This is a genomic window from Paraburkholderia phymatum (genome assembly GCF_040965635.1).
In the GTDB taxonomy this organism is placed as follows: Bacteria; Pseudomonadota; Gammaproteobacteria; order Burkholderiales; family Burkholderiaceae; genus Paraburkholderia; species Paraburkholderia phymatum_B.
In genome coordinates this window covers 41,379-60,156 of record NZ_JBFRCH010000040.1, presented here as the reverse complement: position 1 = coordinate 60,156, position 18,778 = coordinate 41,379, and the positions used below count along the sequence as shown (strand labels likewise).

General features: G+C 62.9%; 17 protein-coding genes and 1 pseudogene. 7 read left to right on the top strand and 11 right to left on the bottom strand.

All coding sequences use genetic code 11. From position 1 onward, the window contains the following. A pseudogene (locus AB4Y32_RS35270) lies at positions 1-887 on the bottom strand (hypothetical protein); the annotation flags it as partial. A gap of 250 nt (positions 888-1,137) precedes the next feature. Between AB4Y32_RS35270 and AB4Y32_RS35265 the strand changes: the two are divergent. Further along, positions 1,138-1,416 (top strand): hypothetical protein, encoded by a 279-nt coding sequence (locus AB4Y32_RS35265; protein ID WP_368725722.1) that lies wholly within the window; start codon positions 1,138-1,140, stop codon positions 1,414-1,416. Between the two features lie 568 nt (positions 1,417-1,984). Here AB4Y32_RS35265 and AB4Y32_RS35260 read toward each other — a convergent pair. After that, complete coding sequence (locus tag AB4Y32_RS35260; RefSeq protein WP_368725721.1) at positions 1,985-2,197, bottom strand: hypothetical protein; 213 nt, start codon at positions 2,195-2,197, stop codon at positions 1,985-1,987. Between the two features lie 218 nt (positions 2,198-2,415). On the opposite strand from AB4Y32_RS35260, the gene AB4Y32_RS35255 reads away from it, so the two are divergent. From AB4Y32_RS35255 to AB4Y32_RS35245, 3 genes are all read left to right on the top strand, one after another. Beyond that, positions 2,416-3,375 (top strand): substrate-binding domain-containing protein, encoded by a 960-nt coding sequence (locus tag AB4Y32_RS35255; RefSeq protein WP_368725720.1) that lies wholly within the window; start codon positions 2,416-2,418, stop codon positions 3,373-3,375. 88 nt (positions 3,376-3,463) lie between these two features. Beyond that, positions 3,464-4,729: a leucine-rich repeat domain-containing protein gene (locus AB4Y32_RS35250; RefSeq protein ID WP_368725719.1), complete on the top strand. Its 1,266-nt coding sequence runs from the start codon at positions 3,464-3,466 to the stop codon at positions 4,727-4,729. Positions 4,730-5,031: 302 nt separating this feature from the next. After that, positions 5,032-6,411 (top strand): MFS transporter, encoded by a 1,380-nt coding sequence (locus AB4Y32_RS35245; protein ID WP_368725718.1) that lies wholly within the window; start codon positions 5,032-5,034, stop codon positions 6,409-6,411. Positions 6,412-6,492: 81 nt separating this feature from the next. On the opposite strand, the gene AB4Y32_RS35240 is transcribed toward AB4Y32_RS35245, so the two are convergent. After that, a complete protein-coding gene (locus tag AB4Y32_RS35240) occupies positions 6,493-6,771 on the bottom strand; it encodes a hypothetical protein (protein ID WP_368725717.1) in 279 nt (92 codons plus the stop codon). 44 nt (positions 6,772-6,815) lie between these two features. On the opposite strand from AB4Y32_RS35240, the gene AB4Y32_RS35235 reads away from it, so the two are divergent. After that, entirely contained in the window at positions 6,816-7,409 is a 594-nt protein-coding gene (locus tag AB4Y32_RS35235; RefSeq protein ID WP_368725726.1) for a phosphatidylcholine/phosphatidylserine synthase, read from the top strand. 13 nt (positions 7,410-7,422) lie between these two features. Here the strand turns inward: AB4Y32_RS35235 and AB4Y32_RS35230 are convergent, their stop codons facing one another. Both AB4Y32_RS35230 and AB4Y32_RS35225 read right to left on the bottom strand, forming a co-directional pair. Continuing rightward, on the bottom strand, positions 7,423-7,728 hold the full coding sequence (locus AB4Y32_RS35230; protein ID WP_368725716.1) for a DUF4148 domain-containing protein: 306 nt from the start codon (positions 7,726-7,728) through the stop codon (positions 7,423-7,425). A gap of 364 nt (positions 7,729-8,092) precedes the next feature. Further along, positions 8,093-9,610, bottom strand: a complete 1,518-nt coding sequence (locus AB4Y32_RS35225; RefSeq protein WP_368725715.1) for a diguanylate cyclase domain-containing protein — start codon at positions 9,608-9,610, stop codon at positions 8,093-8,095. A gap of 10 nt (positions 9,611-9,620) precedes the next feature. Between AB4Y32_RS35225 and AB4Y32_RS35220 the strand changes: the two genes are divergently transcribed. Further along, the gene (locus AB4Y32_RS35220; protein ID WP_368725714.1) at positions 9,621-9,749 is read left to right on the top strand and encodes a hypothetical protein; all 129 of its coding nucleotides are present in this window, start codon (positions 9,621-9,623) and stop codon (positions 9,747-9,749) included. Positions 9,750-10,219: 470 nt separating this feature from the next. Here AB4Y32_RS35220 and AB4Y32_RS35215 read toward each other — a convergent pair whose 3' ends face one another. Then, a complete protein-coding gene (locus AB4Y32_RS35215; protein WP_368725713.1) occupies positions 10,220-10,867 on the bottom strand; it encodes a DsbA family oxidoreductase in 648 nt (215 codons plus the stop codon). 172 nt (positions 10,868-11,039) lie between these two features. Between AB4Y32_RS35215 and fusA the strand changes: the two genes are divergently transcribed. Then, complete coding sequence (gene fusA, locus AB4Y32_RS35210) at positions 11,040-13,085, top strand: elongation factor G (RefSeq protein ID WP_368725712.1); 2,046 nt, start codon at positions 11,040-11,042, stop codon at positions 13,083-13,085. Between the two features lie 51 nt (positions 13,086-13,136). Here fusA and AB4Y32_RS35205 read toward each other — a convergent pair whose 3' ends face one another. From AB4Y32_RS35205 to AB4Y32_RS35185, 5 genes are all read right to left on the bottom strand, one after another. Then, positions 13,137-13,856 carry a DUF2894 domain-containing protein gene (locus tag AB4Y32_RS35205; protein ID WP_368725711.1) on the bottom strand — a complete coding sequence of 240 codons (720 nt, stop codon included), beginning with the start codon at positions 13,854-13,856 and terminating at the stop codon, positions 13,137-13,139. Between the two features lie 77 nt (positions 13,857-13,933). Next, complete coding sequence (locus AB4Y32_RS35200) at positions 13,934-14,581, bottom strand: OmpA family protein (RefSeq protein WP_368725710.1); 648 nt, start codon at positions 14,579-14,581, stop codon at positions 13,934-13,936. Beyond that, entirely contained in the window at positions 14,578-16,677 is a 2,100-nt protein-coding gene (locus AB4Y32_RS35195; RefSeq protein WP_368725709.1) for a DUF802 domain-containing protein, read from the bottom strand. The genes AB4Y32_RS35200 and AB4Y32_RS35195 overlap by 4 nt, the downstream gene beginning before the upstream one ends. Positions 16,678-16,694: 17 nt before the next feature. Further along, positions 16,695-17,447 (bottom strand): DUF3348 domain-containing protein, encoded by a 753-nt coding sequence (locus tag AB4Y32_RS35190; protein WP_368725708.1) that lies wholly within the window; start codon positions 17,445-17,447, stop codon positions 16,695-16,697. 255 nt (positions 17,448-17,702) lie between these two features. Further along, positions 17,703-18,719: an alcohol dehydrogenase gene (locus tag AB4Y32_RS35185; RefSeq protein ID WP_368725707.1), complete on the bottom strand. Its 1,017-nt coding sequence runs from the start codon at positions 18,717-18,719 to the stop codon at positions 17,703-17,705. Positions 18,720-18,778: the final 59 nt, after the last annotated feature.

Here is an 18,778-nt window from a genome sequence, read left to right as displayed (position 1 = left end):
GTGAGGTTCGGCAGCACGCCGAACGTCGCAATGCCCGTCGGACGCGTGCCGCTGTGCGGCAGCGTGCCGCCGTTCGCGCGCAGCGTGGCCGTGAGCGCGCCGTAGCCCGACCACGTCGACGTACAGGAGATCGTGTTGGTCTGCACGCCGGCGTTCACCGGGAAACTACCCTGCGTCTTGATCGCGCCATTCGAATCGGCGATCGACCACACCACGGTATCCGCGTTCGGCGCGTTCGTCGTGATCGCGAGCTTGAACGGCGCGTTGTTCTGGAAAACGCGCAGGCCGTCGCTGGTCGGCGTGTCGGCCGTGATCAGGCCGTTCGGCGTGCCGCCCGCCTGTTGCGTTGCCGTGCCGCACGAAAGCGTCGAGCTGCCGGACGGCGACGGAGCGGGTGCCGGCGTCGGAGCAGGTGCCGGGGTGGGCGTGGGCGTCGGGGTGGGCGTCGGAGCCGGCGCGGGTGCCGGTGCCGGTGCCGGTGCAGGCGTGGGCTTCACCGACGGCGCGGGCGACGGTGCCGGCGCAGGTGCGGGAGCGGGCGTAGGAGCCGGCGCCGGCGACGGCGTGGCGGCGACAGCGCGCACCCAGCACGCCTTGTCATAGCCGACTGCGGGGTCCGTCTGCGAAACCGCGCCGACATAGCAGCCGACGCCGTTGCTGAAAGTACGCGGAGCCGTCAGCATCGCCGATGGCGAGTTGGGCGGCACGACGCCGAACACGACTGAACCCGTTCCGAGGAACGAGCAGTTATCGTTTTCCTGTCCGCACAGCGTGTATTGCTGGCCTGCTACGGTAATCGTCTTGGTCTGAGCCTGCACGTGTTCCGCACCGAACGATGCCAACACGGTTGCCGACGCAACCCCCAGTAGTTTCCAATATCTCATCATTGTCCGTATGTTTCGCTGAAAAGCAGTTGTCCCCGAAGGTCCAGCAAGATCGATCGGAGTCGTCCCGCCTTGGCGTTATCGAATAGAAGGAGAAGTGAAACGGGGAACGCACCGCCTGCCGTTCATTGCCTGAGCCGCTTGTGCTTGTGCCCGTTGTGTCTTCACGCATTGGCACGAAGACACACCGCACACAAACCCGCAAACTTGCACCCGTTACCGCTTTGCTGCGCACTTCGTTACTGCGAAGTTCATGAAGTCCGTCGTCCGTGCCGTGAACGAAAATAGCTGGCGCTGCTGTTTTTCAGCAAACTTAGGATCACTGATTGCCGCGCTAAGTACTTCGCGTTTCTTTGGGCAAAACAATGCCATCGCCGAACCTCATCGGTTCAACGACACTCAACGCAATGCTGCGATTGAACAGCCAAGATCCATGCGTCGGTTTCTCGCAAACGAGAACCGGGCAGGAAGTGACAACCGGACTTCAAGAACTTCAGGAACCGCCTCTTCGCCGCTGTTTACGGCGAAGTGATGCCTGGCTATGCGCCATACCCTCTCCAGCAATTATTACCCTATGGATTGCGGCTTAATGCTTGATCCGGTATTAATTACGGAAGATTTTTTGGGCAGACGAATTATAAACGTTTCATCCTTGCAACGTGGCATGTCGAAATGCAGAAAAGGACTAATTTCAATTACTCGAGGGAAATTCGGCCCGGTATTTTCCTGATCCGCGCGAGTCGGGGGCGATCTGCCTACGAAGGGTCGATAAAAGGTATATCTATGATCGATCTGGATATTTTTTATCGACTTGGCTATTTATAATATTAATATGAATAGCCGATCTGACGCTTTTCTAATCGTAATTATTTAATGAATCCGATAGATAGAACAAATATGCGCGGCATTATTTTAATTCAGTCATTTACGTAAATAGGGCGGATTTTTATTCGTGCATTTCATTCGCCCCATCTGCACCTGGCACTCGATTCAATCCAGACACGTGTGGTCGAAAACCTCGTCCAAACGCTTCGCATTCCAAACGAATTGATTCGTGGCGTGATATGCCGGAACTTCTACAGAAGAGAGCGGCCCCGCTGTCACGAACCGCCGTTCCAGTGCGCCTTACCGATCGATCTGAGTATCGAGTATCCACGGGCAGTCAAGTGCACATGCGCATGACCCGATGCGAGCTTCTCCAGCGAGACCAACTGGCGCTCGCACAACGCGTGCAGATCGTCACGATCCAGATCGTCCGGGTATCGCGTCGTGCCGATCAACATGAGCGCTGCGATCTCGTGTGGACTGAGCATGATCGTCTCCATCGGCTTGATGTCTATTAAGCGCCTGCACATCGTGCGCGTGGCGCGTCACGCTTCAAGAATAGAAGTTCGCCACAGCTTGTCGATGCGCACTTTGTCGCATGCAAAGTTCCTCGAATTCCACCGCAATACCTGCCCTTCCGTTGCTGGCATACACTGTCGTATTCCTGCCCGCGCAAAATGCCGCGCAGCCTCCAATTCATTCAGTCATGCCTCACCAACAACGCCGTCGTTTCATCGCCGCAAGCGCGCTTGCCGCCATGTGTTCCGTCGTTCCCAAAGCATCGAAAGCCGCGAGCCGCAATGGCACGATCGCGCTTGCGCTGAAGTCCATCACCGACCCGTTCACGTCGACGATGATCGACGCGGCCCGCGCATTCCAGAAGCACTCCCCTTACCCATTCGACCTCGTCGTGCACGGCACTGCGACGGAGACGGATGTCGAAGGCCAGATACGTATCGTCGAGAATCTGATCGCGCAACGCGTCAGCGCCATCGTCCTCGCGCCGACCCATTCGACAGCGTTGATCCCCGCCGTGAGCGAGAACATCAGGCGCGGCATCATCACGTTGACCATCGACAACCCTCTCGCTCCGGACACATCGAACGTCGATGGCATCCGCATTCCCTTCGTCGGACCCGACAACCTCCGCGGCGCGAAGCTGATCGGCAACTATCTCGCGCAAAGGCTGCATGGCGGCGACCACGTCGGGATTGTCGAAGGCGTACCGTCGGACCGCAACGCGCAACAACGCACAACTGGATTTACGGACGAGATGAAGGCTGCGCATGTCGAAATCGTTGCCGTCGAGGCCGGCGACTGGGAATACGCGAAAGGCAAGCGAGCCGCTGCTGCGATACTCGCGCGCAAGCCCGAGATACGCGCGCTGCTGTGCGGCAACGACAATATGGCGATGGGTGCGGTCGACGCGGTTCGCGACGCGCGCAAGAAAGGCAGTGTATTGATCACCGGCTACAACAACAGCGACGCGATCAAGCCGCTGCTGAAGAACGGCAGCGTGCTTGCGAGCGTCGACCAGTTTGCCGCAAAGCAGGCTGTATATGGCATCGACGTGGCGTTGCAGGCGATACTGCAACAACGCAGACAGGAGGACCTGTCCGCATTCATAGAAACACCCGTGGCGCTGGTTACGCGCGGCAACGCCTGAATTCGCCGACGCAATCAGGCACGGCGATCGAAATCATCGCAACGCTCTTCGTGTATAAAGAGAGCAATCCAAAGCAAGCGGAGCCGACATGCCCGATACGCCAACCCAGGATTCGAAACCGGCTGCCGAAGCCTTGCGCGCTTCGCTCCCGCCACGTGCGAAGCCGTGGATCATCGGAGGCGGCATCGCGCTCCTGCTTGTGATCGTGTTTTCCATCCTCAGGCCTTCGGGCGAAAAGCGCGACCTGCGCGAGTTGACCGACCTCGGATTCGCGATCGACACGTGCATCGACGGTAATGGTTCAGCTCCTGCTCCAAGGTCCGAATGCCTTTCATTGCGAGCGAGGCCTGCACTGACCACATCACAGCTTGCGACAGCGTTGCCACACCTGAAGGGACTCGATCGCAGACTCGAACTGAATCTTGCCGGCACGCAGGTCGACAGCATCGATTCATTGAACGGACTCGACACGCTCGAATCGCTCGACCTGACGGGCACCTCCGTATGGCGCATCGATGCGCTAAAGGGAATACATTCGCTGAAACGGCTCGTGCTTCACCGGACGGAAGTCGAGAACATTGATGCGCTAAAGGAATTAACTGGACTGCAATCGCTCAGTCTGTGGGACACGCGGGTTGCGAATCTCGACGCATTGAAGAGTCTCACCAGTCTTCAACTACTCGATCTGCGGGACACGCAGGTTCGCGATCTCGATCCGCTCGAAGACTTGCCTCATCTGGAAACGCTCAAGCTGGGAGGCGCAAGAAATGTCCGTGACATCGATGCGCTGGGCCAGCTGACCACCTTGAAGACGCTCGACCTCAACGAGACCCAGGTCGAGAGCATCGGTGCGTTGAGGAAGCTGCGCGATCTGCAAGCGCTCTATCTCGCGAACACGCCGGTGCGCAACATCGACGCGTTGAAGGGAACGACGTCGCTGAAAACGCTGGTGCTCGACGGCTCCAAGGTCGAGAACATCGATGCGATGCGCGGACTGCCCCAGTTGGAAACGCTTGTTCTCGCGCGCACTCAGGTCAACCGCATCGATGCACTCAGGGATCTGAAGAAGCTGCAATGGCTTAACCTTGCTGACACGACGATAGACAACATCGACGCGCTCGGCGGTTTGAAAGAGCTTCAATCGCTGAATCTCTTCCGCACCCGGGTTCGCAATATCGATGCGCTGAAGGGCATGAACAGTCTGCGAGAACTGTATCTCGCGAACACGCCCGTCGATGACGTCGAGGTGCTGAAAGGCCTGACCGGGTTGCGAGAAGTCGTGCTCTACGGCACCAGGGCGAGAAACGTCGACGAGATCAAATTGGCGCTGCCGAAGACCCGCGTCGTCTGGTGATCGTTCCGTCAGCGCCAGGCGTCGATACATTCGACGTCGAAGCGCACGGCACCCATTACCTCATTACATACCCTTTACACCCCACGACAGCCGCTTCTCGCGGATGTCCGCGCACGCATGTGCCCCCACTCGCTTTCCCTTACTACGCCTTGCCTCAAGGCCTCGGGACGAGCATTCGAGAGCCGACGATACAGGGAAATCCCCAATACGAACATCGTCCTATGACAAAAGGAAATATATCTGGCGACGTTACCTTAGATCACATCAGCGACCCGACGGGCCGCAGCTAAGCGAGGAAGCCAATGCGTTACGCGCAACCCTGGAATGCCACACCCGCCGCCCCGTCCTTCCAGGACGAAGTCGATCAACGTGAACGCGCAAGTGACGCGTCAAACCTGCTGAAACGTGCCATCACCGCCGCCGCACTCGGCAATGCAACCGAGTGGTTCGATTACGGCATCTATGCGTATGGCCTTGCCTATATTTCAGCAGCGCTCTTTCCTGGCAGCGCCTCAAGCGCGACATTGTTCGCTCTTGGCACGTTTGCCATTTCGTTTCTGATCCGTCCGCTCGGCGGCCTCTTCTGGGGTCCGCTCGGCGACCGCCTGGGACGCAAGCGCGTGCTCGCGCTGACCGTTTTGTTGATGTCCGGCGCAACGCTGCTCGTCGGCGTGATTCCGTCTTATTCGTCGATCGGATGGCTCGCACCCGCCGCGCTGATCGTGCTGAGAATGCTGCAAGGCTTCTCGACGGGCGGCGAATACGGCGGCGCCGCGACGTTCATGGCCGAATACGCACCCGACGATCGCCGCGGCTTCTGCGGCAGCTTCCTCGAGTTCGCGACGCTGGCCGGCTTCTCGCTCGGCGCGCTGCTGATGCTCGGCTGTTCGCTCATGCTCGGCGATCAGGCAATGCACTCATGGGGCTGGCGTCTGCCGTTCCTCGTGGCCGCGCCGCTCGGCCTCGTCGGCTGCTATCTGCGTTCGCGCCTCGAAGAAACGCCCGTGTTCCGCGAACTGGAAGAGAAAGCGCACAACAAGAACAAGCAATCCGTTCCGCTGAAGACGCTCTTCGCTCAATACAGCAAGCCGCTGTTCCTGCTCGGCGGACTCGTCGTTGCGCTCAATGTCGTGAACTACGTGCTGCTCGCGTATATGCCGACGTTCATGCACAAGCAGTTGGGCGTCAGCGAGAACATGTCGTTGCTGATTCCCCTGATCGGCATGCTCACGATGATGGCGTTTCTTCCCTTCGCGGGTTCGCTGTCCGACCGCTTCGGGCGCAAGACGATGTGGTGGTTCTCGCTCGTCGGCCTGTTCGTCGCGGCCGTGCCGATGTTCACGCTGATGACGCACGGCGTTGCAGGCGCCCTGATCGGCTTCGCGGTCCTGGGTCTGCTGTACGTGCCGCAACTCGCGACCATCTCCGCGATGTTCCCGGCGATGTTCCCGACTCACGTTCGCTATGCAGGCATGGCCATCGCCTACAACCTGTCGACGTCGATCTTCGGCGGGACCGCGCCGATCATCAGCGACTGGCTCGTGGACAAGACGGGCAGCGCGCTCGTCCCCGCCTACTACATGATGGGCTCATGCGTGATCGGCGCGATCGCGTTGCTGTTCGTGATCGAAACGAAGGGCTGCTCGCTGCGCGGCCAGACGTTGCCGGGAAACAAGCGTTGATGTCACTCGCTTGATGCACGAAGTCGAACGACGGGCGCAACAGCGCCCGTTTTTCTTTTGTGCGACGCTATCAGCGGATCGCTATCGACCATGCGCTAAAACAGCAGACGCCAATGCCACTGCCTGCTCACACGCAGCCTGTCTCGCCGCGTGATCCATTTCCGCGCCGAACAGCGTCTTCTCGACGGCGATCGATTCGATGTCGGTGACGCCGACGAAGCAAAATACAAACGAAGTATTATTGGCCTGTTCGGTCGAGATCGCACTGAATCGGCGAAGCGCCCATGTTCGATAGCGTCCTGCTGCGCGCTCATTCGTGGCCCCGACAGCGGACAACCACGAGGAGAATGACGTTGCCACGTTCACCGCTCGACAACACCACGCCCAGCAAGAAGCGGTTCTCGATGATCCGCGAGTTTCATCTCGCCGACTGGTTCACGCTCGGCAATGTGATCTGCGGCACGGGTGCGCTGTTTTCGATGATGAGCTATATCGGCAGCGCCGACGTCATGCACATTTATTTCGCGTGTGCGCTGGTGTTCGCCGCACTCGTTTTCGACGTGCTCGACGGACGCATCGCGCGCTGGCGTCAGACGTCCTCGCTGCTCGGCAAGGAACTCGATTCGCTTGCCGATGTGATCTCATTCGGTGTCGCGCCCACCGTGATCGGCTATGGATGCGGCATGCGCGGTCTTTACGACCGCTTCCTTCTCGCGTATTTCGTTGCGTGCGGCGTGTCGCGGCTTGCGCGCTACAACGTGACAGCCGATGCGATGTCGGGCGGCACCGGCAAGGTCACGCATTTCGAAGGCACACCTATTCCGACGTCGTTCGCCATCGTTCTGCTGCTCACCGTCGCTGCATGGCAAGAAGCACTTGGCGCGCAACTGTGGCTAGGCGAATGGCGTATCGCGGGGCATGTGCTGCATCCGTTGACGCTCGTCTTTGGCATCTCGGGATCGTTGATGATCAGCCGGATCCGGATTCCAAAGCCCTAAACGCATCGCATCGTCAACGATGCGTGAACAACGACGTGCTCGTCGTTCCTTTCGACGGTGTGCCCGATTGCGAAAAGTTCAAAGGCATCGTCCCGTACGCTTCCGTTGAATCGCGTGCAACACCCGTCTGCGCCGCCGCGTAGTCCGGATAGTGCACTTTCGATTGATGCAGCGTGCCGTCCTTTTCGGCCTGAACGGTCTGCGCCTTGACTTCGCTGCGCGGGATCGGGTCCTGAGTGGTCTGCGCGGACTGCGCATACGACATCGCGGGAATACTCAGCGCGGCGACAATCAAAGAAACGGTGAGTGAAGTTTTCATCTCGCTCTCCTTTTGAGCTTGCGAAGCTGAAACACAGCAACCGGCCCGGCAACCATTGCGTCGTCATTCAACGGACATAGGCGTCCGGGTCTGTCGTGGTGTTCCAGGTTCAGATTAGGGCGCTTAACTTAAAACTTCCTTAGTCGCGCCCAACGAAATTGCGCCCGGTTCACTGCATGTCGAAAGCGGTGAATGACACGCGTGATTGATTGTCGTCACGTGACGCTGACCAAAGACTGACCAGTCGATGACAATTCTGTTATCTGCCGGACGAACGTTGCTGGCGCAACTGCGCAAGCGCGCTTGCGCTGCCAGGAGAGAGTGCGAAGAAGGGATTGTCGAAAAGCGGTCGCGTGAATGGGCGTCAGCCGTTCGAGACCCGATAGGTGCCTCTGCCCGCCTGCTTGGCGGTGTACAGCGCCTGGTCCGCGCGCCGGATCAGACCGTCGACGGACTCGTCATTGGCCGCGAGCGCAATGCCGATGCTGGTGCCGATGCTGATCGCTTCGCCCGTAGACAGGTGATACGGCATCGCAATCTCGCGGATCACACGTTGCGCGAGTGCGACGATGGAGGGCAGCGTCGCGTAGTCGGCGATGATCGCGAATTCGTCGCCGCCCAGGCGCGCGACCAGTTCGCCTGGGCGCAGCGTGCGTGTCAGGCGCAATGCCACCGTCTCCAGCACTTCGTCACCCGCGCAATGGCCGAGACGGTCGTTGACCTGCTTGAAGCCGTCGAGATCGAGATACATCATCGCGATGGCGGCCTCCTTGCGCTTCGGCGCAGAGGCAAGAATGCGCTCCAGCCGGTCGCGCAATTCACGCCGGTTCGGCAGGCCGGTGAGCGAATCGTGCCGCGCCAGATGCAGGATTTGCGCCTCGCTCTCGCGCCGTTTCGTCACGTCCTCGATGATGATGACGGCGCTGCCGTCGGGCACCGGGTTGCGGGTCATTTCGAGCTGGCGGCCGTCTCCCAGTTCGAGATCGAGAGGCCGGCCCTCGTCGGAAAGCCATGCGATGCATCGCTCGATCATTCGCCTGCGCAGCGTTTCGCCGAACTGCGCGAGCCCCACCTGACCGATGAGCTCGGGCAGCGGCACATTGAGCTTCAGCGTTTCGACGGTCGCGCCGAAAAGCTCCGCCGTCCGGCGATTCGCGATGATGACCTTGCCGTTGGAATCGATCGTGCACAGGCCGTGCGGCATGTGGGCCAGCGCGGCATCGAAGCGGGCCGCCAGTTCCGCGTGCCGCTGCTCGGCCGTCATCAGCGCGACCAGGCCCTCGTAGTGGCGCCCGACCACCGACACCATCGCACCGATATACGCAACGAGCGGCGGGACCAGAATCCACAGGCCGCTCTTCGCGGCGAAAAGCGCGCCGACGCCGATCGGAACCGCGCCCAGGCAGATCTGCGCGATGGCGAGCCGCGGCAGCGCCGCGTTTCGTGAAGCGATCCCGCCGAGGATGCCGGCCGTCACCATGATGGCCAGCAACGCAAGCTGCCTGTCCGCCGACATCACGCACGCCATCGTGCCCAGACCGAACACGAGGCACGCGACGAGGCCAACGGGCGCATAGCGCGTCGCCCACGACGCGGGATGCACGACGCCCGCGCGGCTGCGCACGAGATAGAGACGCACGATGCCGAGGCGCGTGAGCAGCACGCCGATATCGGCGACGAGCCACGCCACCGTCCACGGCTCTCGCAGACGCACGAACGCGACCAGCGCGACGAAAACGCTTGCGATGCCGGAAAGGAACAGCGGCCAGACGTTATCGAACAGCGTCGAGAGCAACGACGCGCGGATCGACGGGCTGATGATGCACTTTCCATGAGCTGGCGTCGCCAGGAACGGATCGAACAGGGAAGGTCTCTCTGACATGGATGGGGCCGTGGCCAAGAATGTCGAACTGCGGCTCATGGTGAGCAAGCTTCGCTTTCTGACTTCGCTTTCTGACGTCGCTTTTGCCTTTGATCTCTGCATTAACGGCACGAATTCGCAATTCTTGATTATTACCTGATACGGACCGTTTGTTCTTCTCCTTACAAAGCGACAGCCCGCAAAAAACAAAGCCCCTTCGCATCAGCGAAGGGGCTAAATCGTTTCGCGTGCAATGAAAATGAAATGCGCACTATCCGACGATGATTTTCTCGCCAGGGATGCTTTGCGAGTGAGTTCCGGCGATATCCTGCGCGCCGTGCGTCATGTGACGCTGGTCGTCGCTTGCCACGTGCGCGGCGTCGAGCAACGATTCCCGGTTGCGATCCACGGATGGTGTCTAAAGAGGGCGATCTCGTAGCGGGATGCGAACGCGGAAGGAATAGCGCCGCGCCGTTTACGAAATGCGGTGGCGTACGAATTGCACGGAGCAAAACATGGCGCCGCTGTCGGCGCACGGCGATGCGCGCGCGGACAGCGCTGAAACTGCGGCCTTCACGTGAACGCGCTTGCGGCGTAGCGCCAGGCTCACGCGGGCTCGCACGACGAGAACTACGCTTGCGGTTCGGCGAGAATCTGCTGGATGGCCTGCTCGAATGCCTCGGGCGGCTGTCCGCCCGTCACCAGATAGCGCTGGTTGAAGATGATCGACGGCACCGACTCAATGCCCAACGACTGCGCTTCGTTCTCTTGTGCGCGCACATCCTCGGCATAGTCGCTGCTTTCGAGCACGGCACGTGCCTGCGCTGCATCGAGCCCCACCGATTGCGCGGCTTCGACCAGCACATCGTGATTGCTCGGGTCCTTGCCGTCCGAATGATAGGCATGCAGCAGCGCGAGCTTGAGCGGCAGTTGCTTGCCTTCGATGCCGGCCCACTGCAGCAGCCGATGCGCATCGAACGTGTTGTACACGTGCTCGCGCGGCCCGAACTCGAAACCGACGTTTGCGCCGCGCTCGCGGATCGCCGCTTGCGTTTCGGCGATCTGTTCCGGCGTGCGTCCATACTTCTTGCCGAGATAATCGACGATGCGCTCGCCTTGCGGGCTCATCTGCGGATTCAACTCAAAGGGATGCATGACGATCTGCGCATCGACCGAGTCGCCGAGACGCGATAGCGCAAGCTGCAATGAAGACAGGCCGATAGCGCACCAGGGACATGCGATATCGGAGACGAAATCGATTCTGAGTGGTTGAGTCATTGGCCTTTCATCAAATGAAGTTGGTGGAACTCAACCCACCTTAACAGAATCCGGCGATATCGTTTTATGCCGCGCCGCAGCACATCTGCCGACTCGCGCATCGCCGTCCCCGGTGGCGGCCCGCGCCGTTTTCACGAATAATGGCCGAATAACTGTCGCAGGGAGGACGGACATGGAATATCCACCCGAAGCCATCCGTACCATTGCGTTGGTCGGCCATGCCGGTTGCGGCAAGACCTCGCTGATCGAGGCGCTGCTGCATCAGGGAGGTGCGATCCATGCGGCAGGCAGCGTCGACAAAGGCTCGACCGTCTGCGACTTCGATCCGCTGGAGCGCAAATACCACCACTCCCTGACCTCCGCGATCACCCACCTGCATTACCAGAACACCCGCATCTACCTCGCCGACACCCCTGGCTACCCCGATTTCTCCGGTCTCTCGATCAGCGCGCTGCCCGCCGTCGAAACGGCTGCGATCGTGGTCAACGCGCGCACGGGCATCGAGATGACCACGCGCCGCATGATGGCGTGGGCGGAAGCACGCAAGCTGTGCAGGATCATCGTCGTGAACGGCATCGACGGCGAGAAGGTCAATTTGCCCGAACTGCTCGAAGAGATTCAGGAGACGTTCGGCAAGACCTGTCTGCCCATCAATCTGCCCGCGCAAGGCGCCCAAGCAGTGGTCGACTGCTTTTTCAATCCGTCCGGACAAGCCGATTTTCTGTCGGTCGAATCCGCGCACGACGCGCTCGTCGATCAGGTGATCGAACTCGACGCGAAGCTGATGGAGCTTTACCTCGAACAGGGCGAGGCGATCAAGCCCGAGCAGTTGCACGAGCCGTTCGAGCGCGCGCTGCGCGAAGGCCATCTGGTACCTGTCTGCTTTACGTCGTCGGCGACGGGCGCGGGCATTCAGGAACTGCTCGACGTCTTCGTGCGGCTGCTGCCGAATCCGCTCGAAGGCAACCCGCCGCTTTTCTATCGCGACGTCGATGGCCGGCGCGAGACGGTGCAGGCCGAGCCGTCCGCCGACAAGCACGTGCTCGCGCATGTGTTCAAGATCGTGATCGACCCTTACATCGGCAAGATGGCCGTGTTCCGCATCCATCAGGGCACGGTGCGGCGCGACAGCCAGTTGTATATCGGCGATGCGCGGCAGCCGTTCAAGGTCGCGCATCTGATGATGCTGCAAGGCAAGGACCACGTGGACGTCACCGAGGCGGGTCCCGGCGACATCTGCGCGACCGCGAAGGTCGACGAGATCGGCTTCGACGCCGTGCTTCACGATGCGCCTGAGGACGGCAACATCCATCTCGCGCCGCTTGCGTTCCCGACGCCGATCTACGGTCTCGCAATCGAGCCCGAGCGGCGCGGCAACGAGCAGCGTCTGTGGGAACTCCTGCAAAAGCTCGCGGCGGAAGATCCGTGCCTGAAGATCGACCATCCCGTCGGCACCAACGAGACGGTCGTGCGCGGGCTCGGCGAACTGCATCTGCGGCACATGCTCGAACGGCTCGCCGATCAGTACAAGCTCGCCGTCATCACGCGGCCGCCGAAGATCGCGTATCGCGAGACCATCGGCGGCAAGGCTGAGGGCCATCATCGGCACAAGAAGCAGACGGGCGGCGCGGGACAGTTCGGCGAAGTGATGCTGCGCGTCGAGCCGCTGCCGCGCGGCGCGGGCTATGAGTTCGTCGATGCCGTCAAGGGCGGCGCGATTCCGGGCCAGTTCATCCCCGCCGTCGAGAAAGGCATCTTGCAGGTGATCGAGAGCGGGCCGCTCGCGGGCTTTCCGATGCAGGACGTGCGCATCACCGTGTTCGACGGCAAGAGCCATCCCGTCGATTCGAAGGAAGTCGCGTTCGTCACGGCGGGCCGCAAGGCGTTCATCGATGCCGTGCTCAAGGCCCAGCCGATCCTGCTCGAACCCATCGTCGACATCGAAGTAATGACGCCCGATACGACGATGGGCGACATCATCGGCGATCTGTCGGCACGGCGCGCGCAGGTCCAGGGCACGCGCAACCTCGCGGGCCACGCGGTCGTGGTGGCGGGCAAGGTGCCGCTGTCGGAGCTGGCGGACTATCAGTCGCGCCTGAACGCGATTGCGGGCGGGCACGGCAACTACAGCATCGAATTGAGCCACTACGACCCTGTGCCGCCGAATCAGCAGGACAAGCTCGCCTCGCAGTACAAGAAGCAGAGCGACGCGGCTTAGCAGGCAGCACGCCTGCCCGCTTCGGCGCATTAGCGATGCATTGGCGGTGCACTAGCGCGATCTGCTTCGCGTGCCCTTCTTCGTGCTCGCGGCACGAGGCGCATCTTTGGACGGCGATGCGATGCCGCCCGTCATCTGCTCCATCCACGACAACGCGTCGACGTACGACAGGAACTGCTGCAGATACCCCGGCGACAACTCGCGCATCAGCGAGAGCGACCGGTGCACGAGGCTGCTCGAATTGAGCGGCCCCGCATTGCCGGGCACCTGTTCGAGCGACTGGCGCAACTGCTTGTCGGCGCTGAGCTTCGACCAGGTTTGTCTGAAGTAATCGAGTGTTTCTAGCTGTGGGTTTGACGAGACGCGATGAGGTGCATGAGCGGTTAGCTGGCTGTCGACTTCCGCCGATGCCCGGCTCGCCGCAATGTAGTCGGCCAGTTTGCCTAGCGGGCCGCGAGCGCGTGCTGGGCTGTTGCTAACCGCATCGGCATCGCATGCGTCGTTCTTGTTATGCAGATCGGCGGCGTAGGCTTCGAGCAACGCCGACAGACGCTCGTCGAGAATACGCCGCGCTTCGCCGTGGTGAACGGCGGCACGCCGCGCCATCGCGTCGATGAAATGAAAGCGCATGGGGTCGAGACGATCGGCGCCTTGCTTGCGCCATGCTTCGAGCGTTGCGCGCGCGTGCGTTTCGCATTGCGAGCCTTGCTCTCGCACCTGGCCTTGCTCTCGCACCTGGCCTTGCTCTCGCATCTGGCCTTGCTCTTGCATCTGGCCTTGCTCTTGCCTCTGTGCTTGCACCCGGCCTTGCATCTCGCCGTCCGTGCCGCCTGGCATCTCGTCCATATTCACGGCGCGCGCCCGGCGCTCGACGATGCCGGCCTCGGCACCGCCGCGATTTCGACGCGCCGGTTCCTGGCCCGGCCCACGTCATCGGCATTCGAGCTGACGGGCTGCTCGGAGCCGAACGCCGCAGCAAACACCGACGAAGCGGGGATGCCCGCGTCGATGAACGCACGCGTCACCGTCAGCGCGCGCTGCGCCGACAGTTCCCAGTTGTCGGCGAAGCGGCGGTTGCCCGCGCGCACCTGCTGGTCGTCGGCAAAGCCGCTGACCATCAGGATCTCGTCGCGCGACTTGAGGTACGTGGACAGCGGCCCCGACAGGCTCTTCAACAGTTCGCGGCCCTGCGGCTGCAACTGGTCGGAGTTCAGCGCGAACAGCACGCTGCCGCTGATGCCGATGCGTCCGTTGACGAGCGTCACCCGTCCCGCCGCCAGCGGCCCGGCGAGCGCCTGCTCGAGCGTCTTGCGGCGCTGCGCTTCCATCTGACGCTGCCTGACCTCGTCGTGAAGCCTCGTCGTCAGTTCGAGCTGCATGCCGATGACGCCCACGAGGATCAGCACGAACGCGCCCAGCAGCACCGACATCAGATCGCCGAAAGCCGCCCAGATGGGCGTCGTCGGCTCCATGCCGCCGTCGATTTCGTCGTTCATGCCGATTCGGCTCCCGCCGACGCCCGCTGCGCGGCAAGCTGTTGCAGGTCTTCGACGATCTGCTTCTGCGACAGCATGCTCAGATCGATCACTTCCTTCGCCTGCGCGACGTAGAAGGCAAGCTGCTCGTCGCTGCGCATCAGCGATTTGTCGAGCGCGGCTTCGATACGCTGCAGGTGGGCCGTCAGCTTGTCGTTCGCTTCGCCAAAGTGCTGCACGGCCACGCCGAACGCCTCACCGAGGCTCGCCACTTCGACGGCGCTGCCCGTGACCTGCGCGGCCACGTCGTTAAGCTTGCGGGTCTCCATCTCGACCTTGTCGGTGAATTGCGTGCCGACGCGAGCGAGCATATCCGCCGACGTCGCGACGAGTGCATCGACGGCTGTGCGCTGTTCGGTCGAAGCGTGGTTCACGGCGTCGAGCAGCGTGTCGAGCGTTTCGAGCAAGCGGCTGCGCTCTTCGAGCATCGCGTTGTCGCGCGCCATGCTGTCCGTGAGCTTGTGGCGCAGTTCCGCGATGACTTCGGCGGCGGCCCGTGGCGCTTCCGACGCGGCCTGCACGAGCCGCGAAATCTCCGCGATCGTGCCGCTCGCGTGCGCCTGCGTCTGGGCCGAAATGTCGCTAGCCGTGCGCGCAAGCGTGTCGCAGATGTCCTGCTGGCGGGTCGCGGCGCGCGCGCCCGCTTCTTCCCATTCCTTGCTCAGCGTCGCGGCCACTGCGCCGAGCGACTCGCGCCACGCCGCCAGACGCGCTTCGTCGCGCGCGGCCCATTGCGCCTGCAAATCGGCGTGCGACTGGTCTACTGCGCGCAGCAGCGCCGCCTCGTGCTGCTCGAACGTCGCCGCAGCCGTCGCGAGCGCGTGCTGGTTGCGCTCCGCAATCGACTCGCTCGCGCGCTCCTGCCGTGTCAGCGCCTCGTTCCACGCTTGCGAGACGCCGTCCGCCGTGGCTTCGAGACGCGTCGACACGCCGTCGAGCAGACCCGCCGAGCGTTGCTCGAAAGCCTGCGTGAACTGATCGAGCGACGCGCGCAGATCCTGGACCAGCGATTCGCTCGACCGCTGATGTCCCGCGAGCGCCTTGCTCCACAGGTCCGCGACGGTCGTGGTCGTCGCCTGGAAGCCGCTCGACAGCCCGTCGAGCTGTTGCTGCACCGCGTGCGTGACGGTCTCGCGCAACGCGGCCATCTCGCGCGCGTGACCGGTCATCGTGGCCTCCATCGCCGGTTGCAGCGCGGCGCCGGCGGCGCGCGCGCTTTCGGCGGCGCTCTCCTTCAACGACTGCGCCACCGACGACGCGAGGCGCGCATACGCCGCTTCCGTCTTGCTGTGAAACGCGTGCTGGCTGGCCGCGAGGCGCTCGTTCAACGCGAGGCTCTGATGCTCGATGGCCGTCATCATCGTTTGCAGACGGTCGACCAGCGCGGGCATCATCTCGGCCTGCCGCTGCATGAGCCTGAAGGTGTCCTCGCGCTGCTGGCTCTGCGAATAGATGCGCAATGTCGTCGCGATCTTCGCGTCGAGCGATTGCGCGGCCTGAGCCCGCTCGCGACGGCACAACGCGGAGAGCAGCCCGAGCATCGCGGAAGTCGCGACGCCTGCAATCGACGTGCCGAACGCAAAGCCGAGTCCTCTGACGGGCGCCGCGAGCGATTCGCGGATCGCCTGAAGATCGGCCGCGCTGTCGAGCGCCGCGCCCGTGCCCCGCAGCGTCGTGACCATGCCGAGCAGCGTGCCGAGCATCCCCAGCAACACCAGAAGGCCGACCAGGTACGGCGTGAGCGCCGGTCCCGGCAGCGCCACGCGCTCGCCTTCGATGCGCAGGCGTACCGCGCTGCGCAGGCCAGAATGCAGCCCGTCGAGCCACGCCGACAGACGCGGCGGCGTCTCGGACAGACGGGCGATGGCGGCCGTCAGCGTCGAGGTCGCCTGCTGATAGCGGTGCAACTCCAGCGCGCCCGCCACGTAGCAGGCGGCAATCACCATCGTGACCGTCAGGGCCAGCAGATTCGAGCCGACATAGCCCGCGCCGACCCAACCCACGGCAACGAGACCCACCAAAAACACGACGACAAAATCAATGCGATATCTGGACATGTTGTCCCAGTTAGCTGTTAGCTGATGCGAAGGGCCGCGAGCAACCCTTCGACCGGTTGAAAACGAATCTCCAGTTCGGCGAGCAATACGCCCTGCATGTCCTTGCGGAACACGTCGAGCCATGCGCCGGGCTTGACGGCTGCCGTAGCGCCTTCCGGAGCGTGCGCGTCCGCCAGTTGGGCCAGCGCGTCCTGCTCAGCCTGGCGCAAGCGCTCGAAGTGCGCGCCGAGCATGCCCGGCACGGCGGCCAGCAGGTTGTGCTCGCGCGCGCCCAGTGCGCGCTCCATGATCGCGTCGACGACCGCGAGCCGCGTCATCTCGGGCGTCTTCGCCGCCAGCATGCTCCGCAGCCGGCCGCGCAGATTGCCGATCGCGATTTCCATCGACTGCTGCATCGCGAGATAGTGCCGCCGGAAATCCGCGTAATCGGGGGCCGGTCCGGTCGGCTCGCTCCGCGCGGATATCGGCGCTGACCCGCGCCGGCGGGTCGAGGCGGACGCGTTGTCGCCGGCGATCGCACTCGCGAGCGACGCGCGCACCTGCGCGCACTCGCTCTCGATGCCGCCGTGCGGCCGCGCGCCGCCAGCGACGGCGGGCGGATTGCCATTCAGCGCCGTCGATAGCGCGATCGCGTCGGTCCAGCCGAGCCATTGGCTCAACTGGTCCGACAGCGACTGGCTGGATGCGGGAACGTCGACGGCCGTCAGGCGGGCCAGCAGCCGGACGAGCGACGGGCCGCTGACGGCTGCGCGCTGAGGGGCTTGAACCATACAACCGGAATCGTAAAAAGGCAGCAGTTTACACGCTGACGGGGTGGCGGCCGCCAGCCGGGAATGATTTCGGCGATACAAAATTGGGTGTCGGTTGCGGACGTTGGCCGCGAAAGCCCCGCGCATCAAGGGGGAGCGCGAGTCGTGGCCGCCATCGTCCGATGTGCGATGGCGGCCAGGCGTGCCGTACCGGCCCTCGCCGATGCGGCACGATGCGGCGGACCCGATGCGGCTGATCGGCAGCGTGGGACCGCGCTAGCTCATCGTCAGCACGACGCGAAAGCGCGCGGCGCCGCTCATCATGCGATCGTAGGCTTCGGCGGCGCGTTCGAGCGGATAGGTCTCGATCATCGGCTTGACGCCGGACAGCGCGCTGAACGCGAGCGTGTCCTCCGAATCGGCCGATGTGCCCGACGGCCAGCCCTGCACCGCATTGCGGCCCATGATGAACTGCACGCTCGGCACCTCGATGGGCTTCTCCGCGACGCCCACGATGATCAGCTTGCCGTCGAGCGCCAGTCCGCCGAGCGTTGCCGTCATCGCGTCGCCGTTCGTCACGGTCGCGAGCACCACTTTCGCGCCGCCGAGTGCACGCAGCGCGTCGGCGACATTCTGCGTGCGGCTGTCGATGTAATGGTGCGCGCCGAGTTGCTTCGCGAGCGGCGCCTTGTCCTCGCCGCGCGCGATCGCGACGGTGCGGAAACCCATCCGCTGCGCGAATTGCACGCCCAGATGCCCGAGGCCGCCGATGCCGAGAATCGCGACGACATCGCCCGCACGCGCCCCGCTGTTTCGCAACGCATTGAACGTGGTGATGCCCGCGCAAAGCAGCGGCGCCGCATCCACGTCGTCGAGTTCCGACGGCATGCGCGCGAGCGCTTCGACGGGCGCCACCAGGTATTCGGCGTATCCGCCGTCATAGCTGATGCCCGGCACCTGCGCGTTCTCGCACACGACGAAGTGGCCGCGCCGGCAATTTGCGCAATGTCCGCAGTGGCCGCCATGCCAGCCGACCCCGACGCGCTCGCCCGCCTTCCACCCTTCGACGCCCGCGCCCAGCGTATCGATCACGCCCGCCACCTCGTGTCCCGGCACGCGCGGATATTGCAGGCCCGGCCACAGCCCGTCTTTCGTCATCGAGTCGCTGTGGCAGATGCCGCACGCCTGCACCTTGATCAATACATGACCGGGGCCGGGCGCGGGCACTTCGCGCTCAACGATCTCCAGCGCCCCGCCGGGGCCGCCGACCTGTACCGCTCTCATCTTTCGCATCGAATTTGCTCCAGTCGAAGAACAGTCACTCCAGCGCGGCCGGGCTCGCATCGGCCATA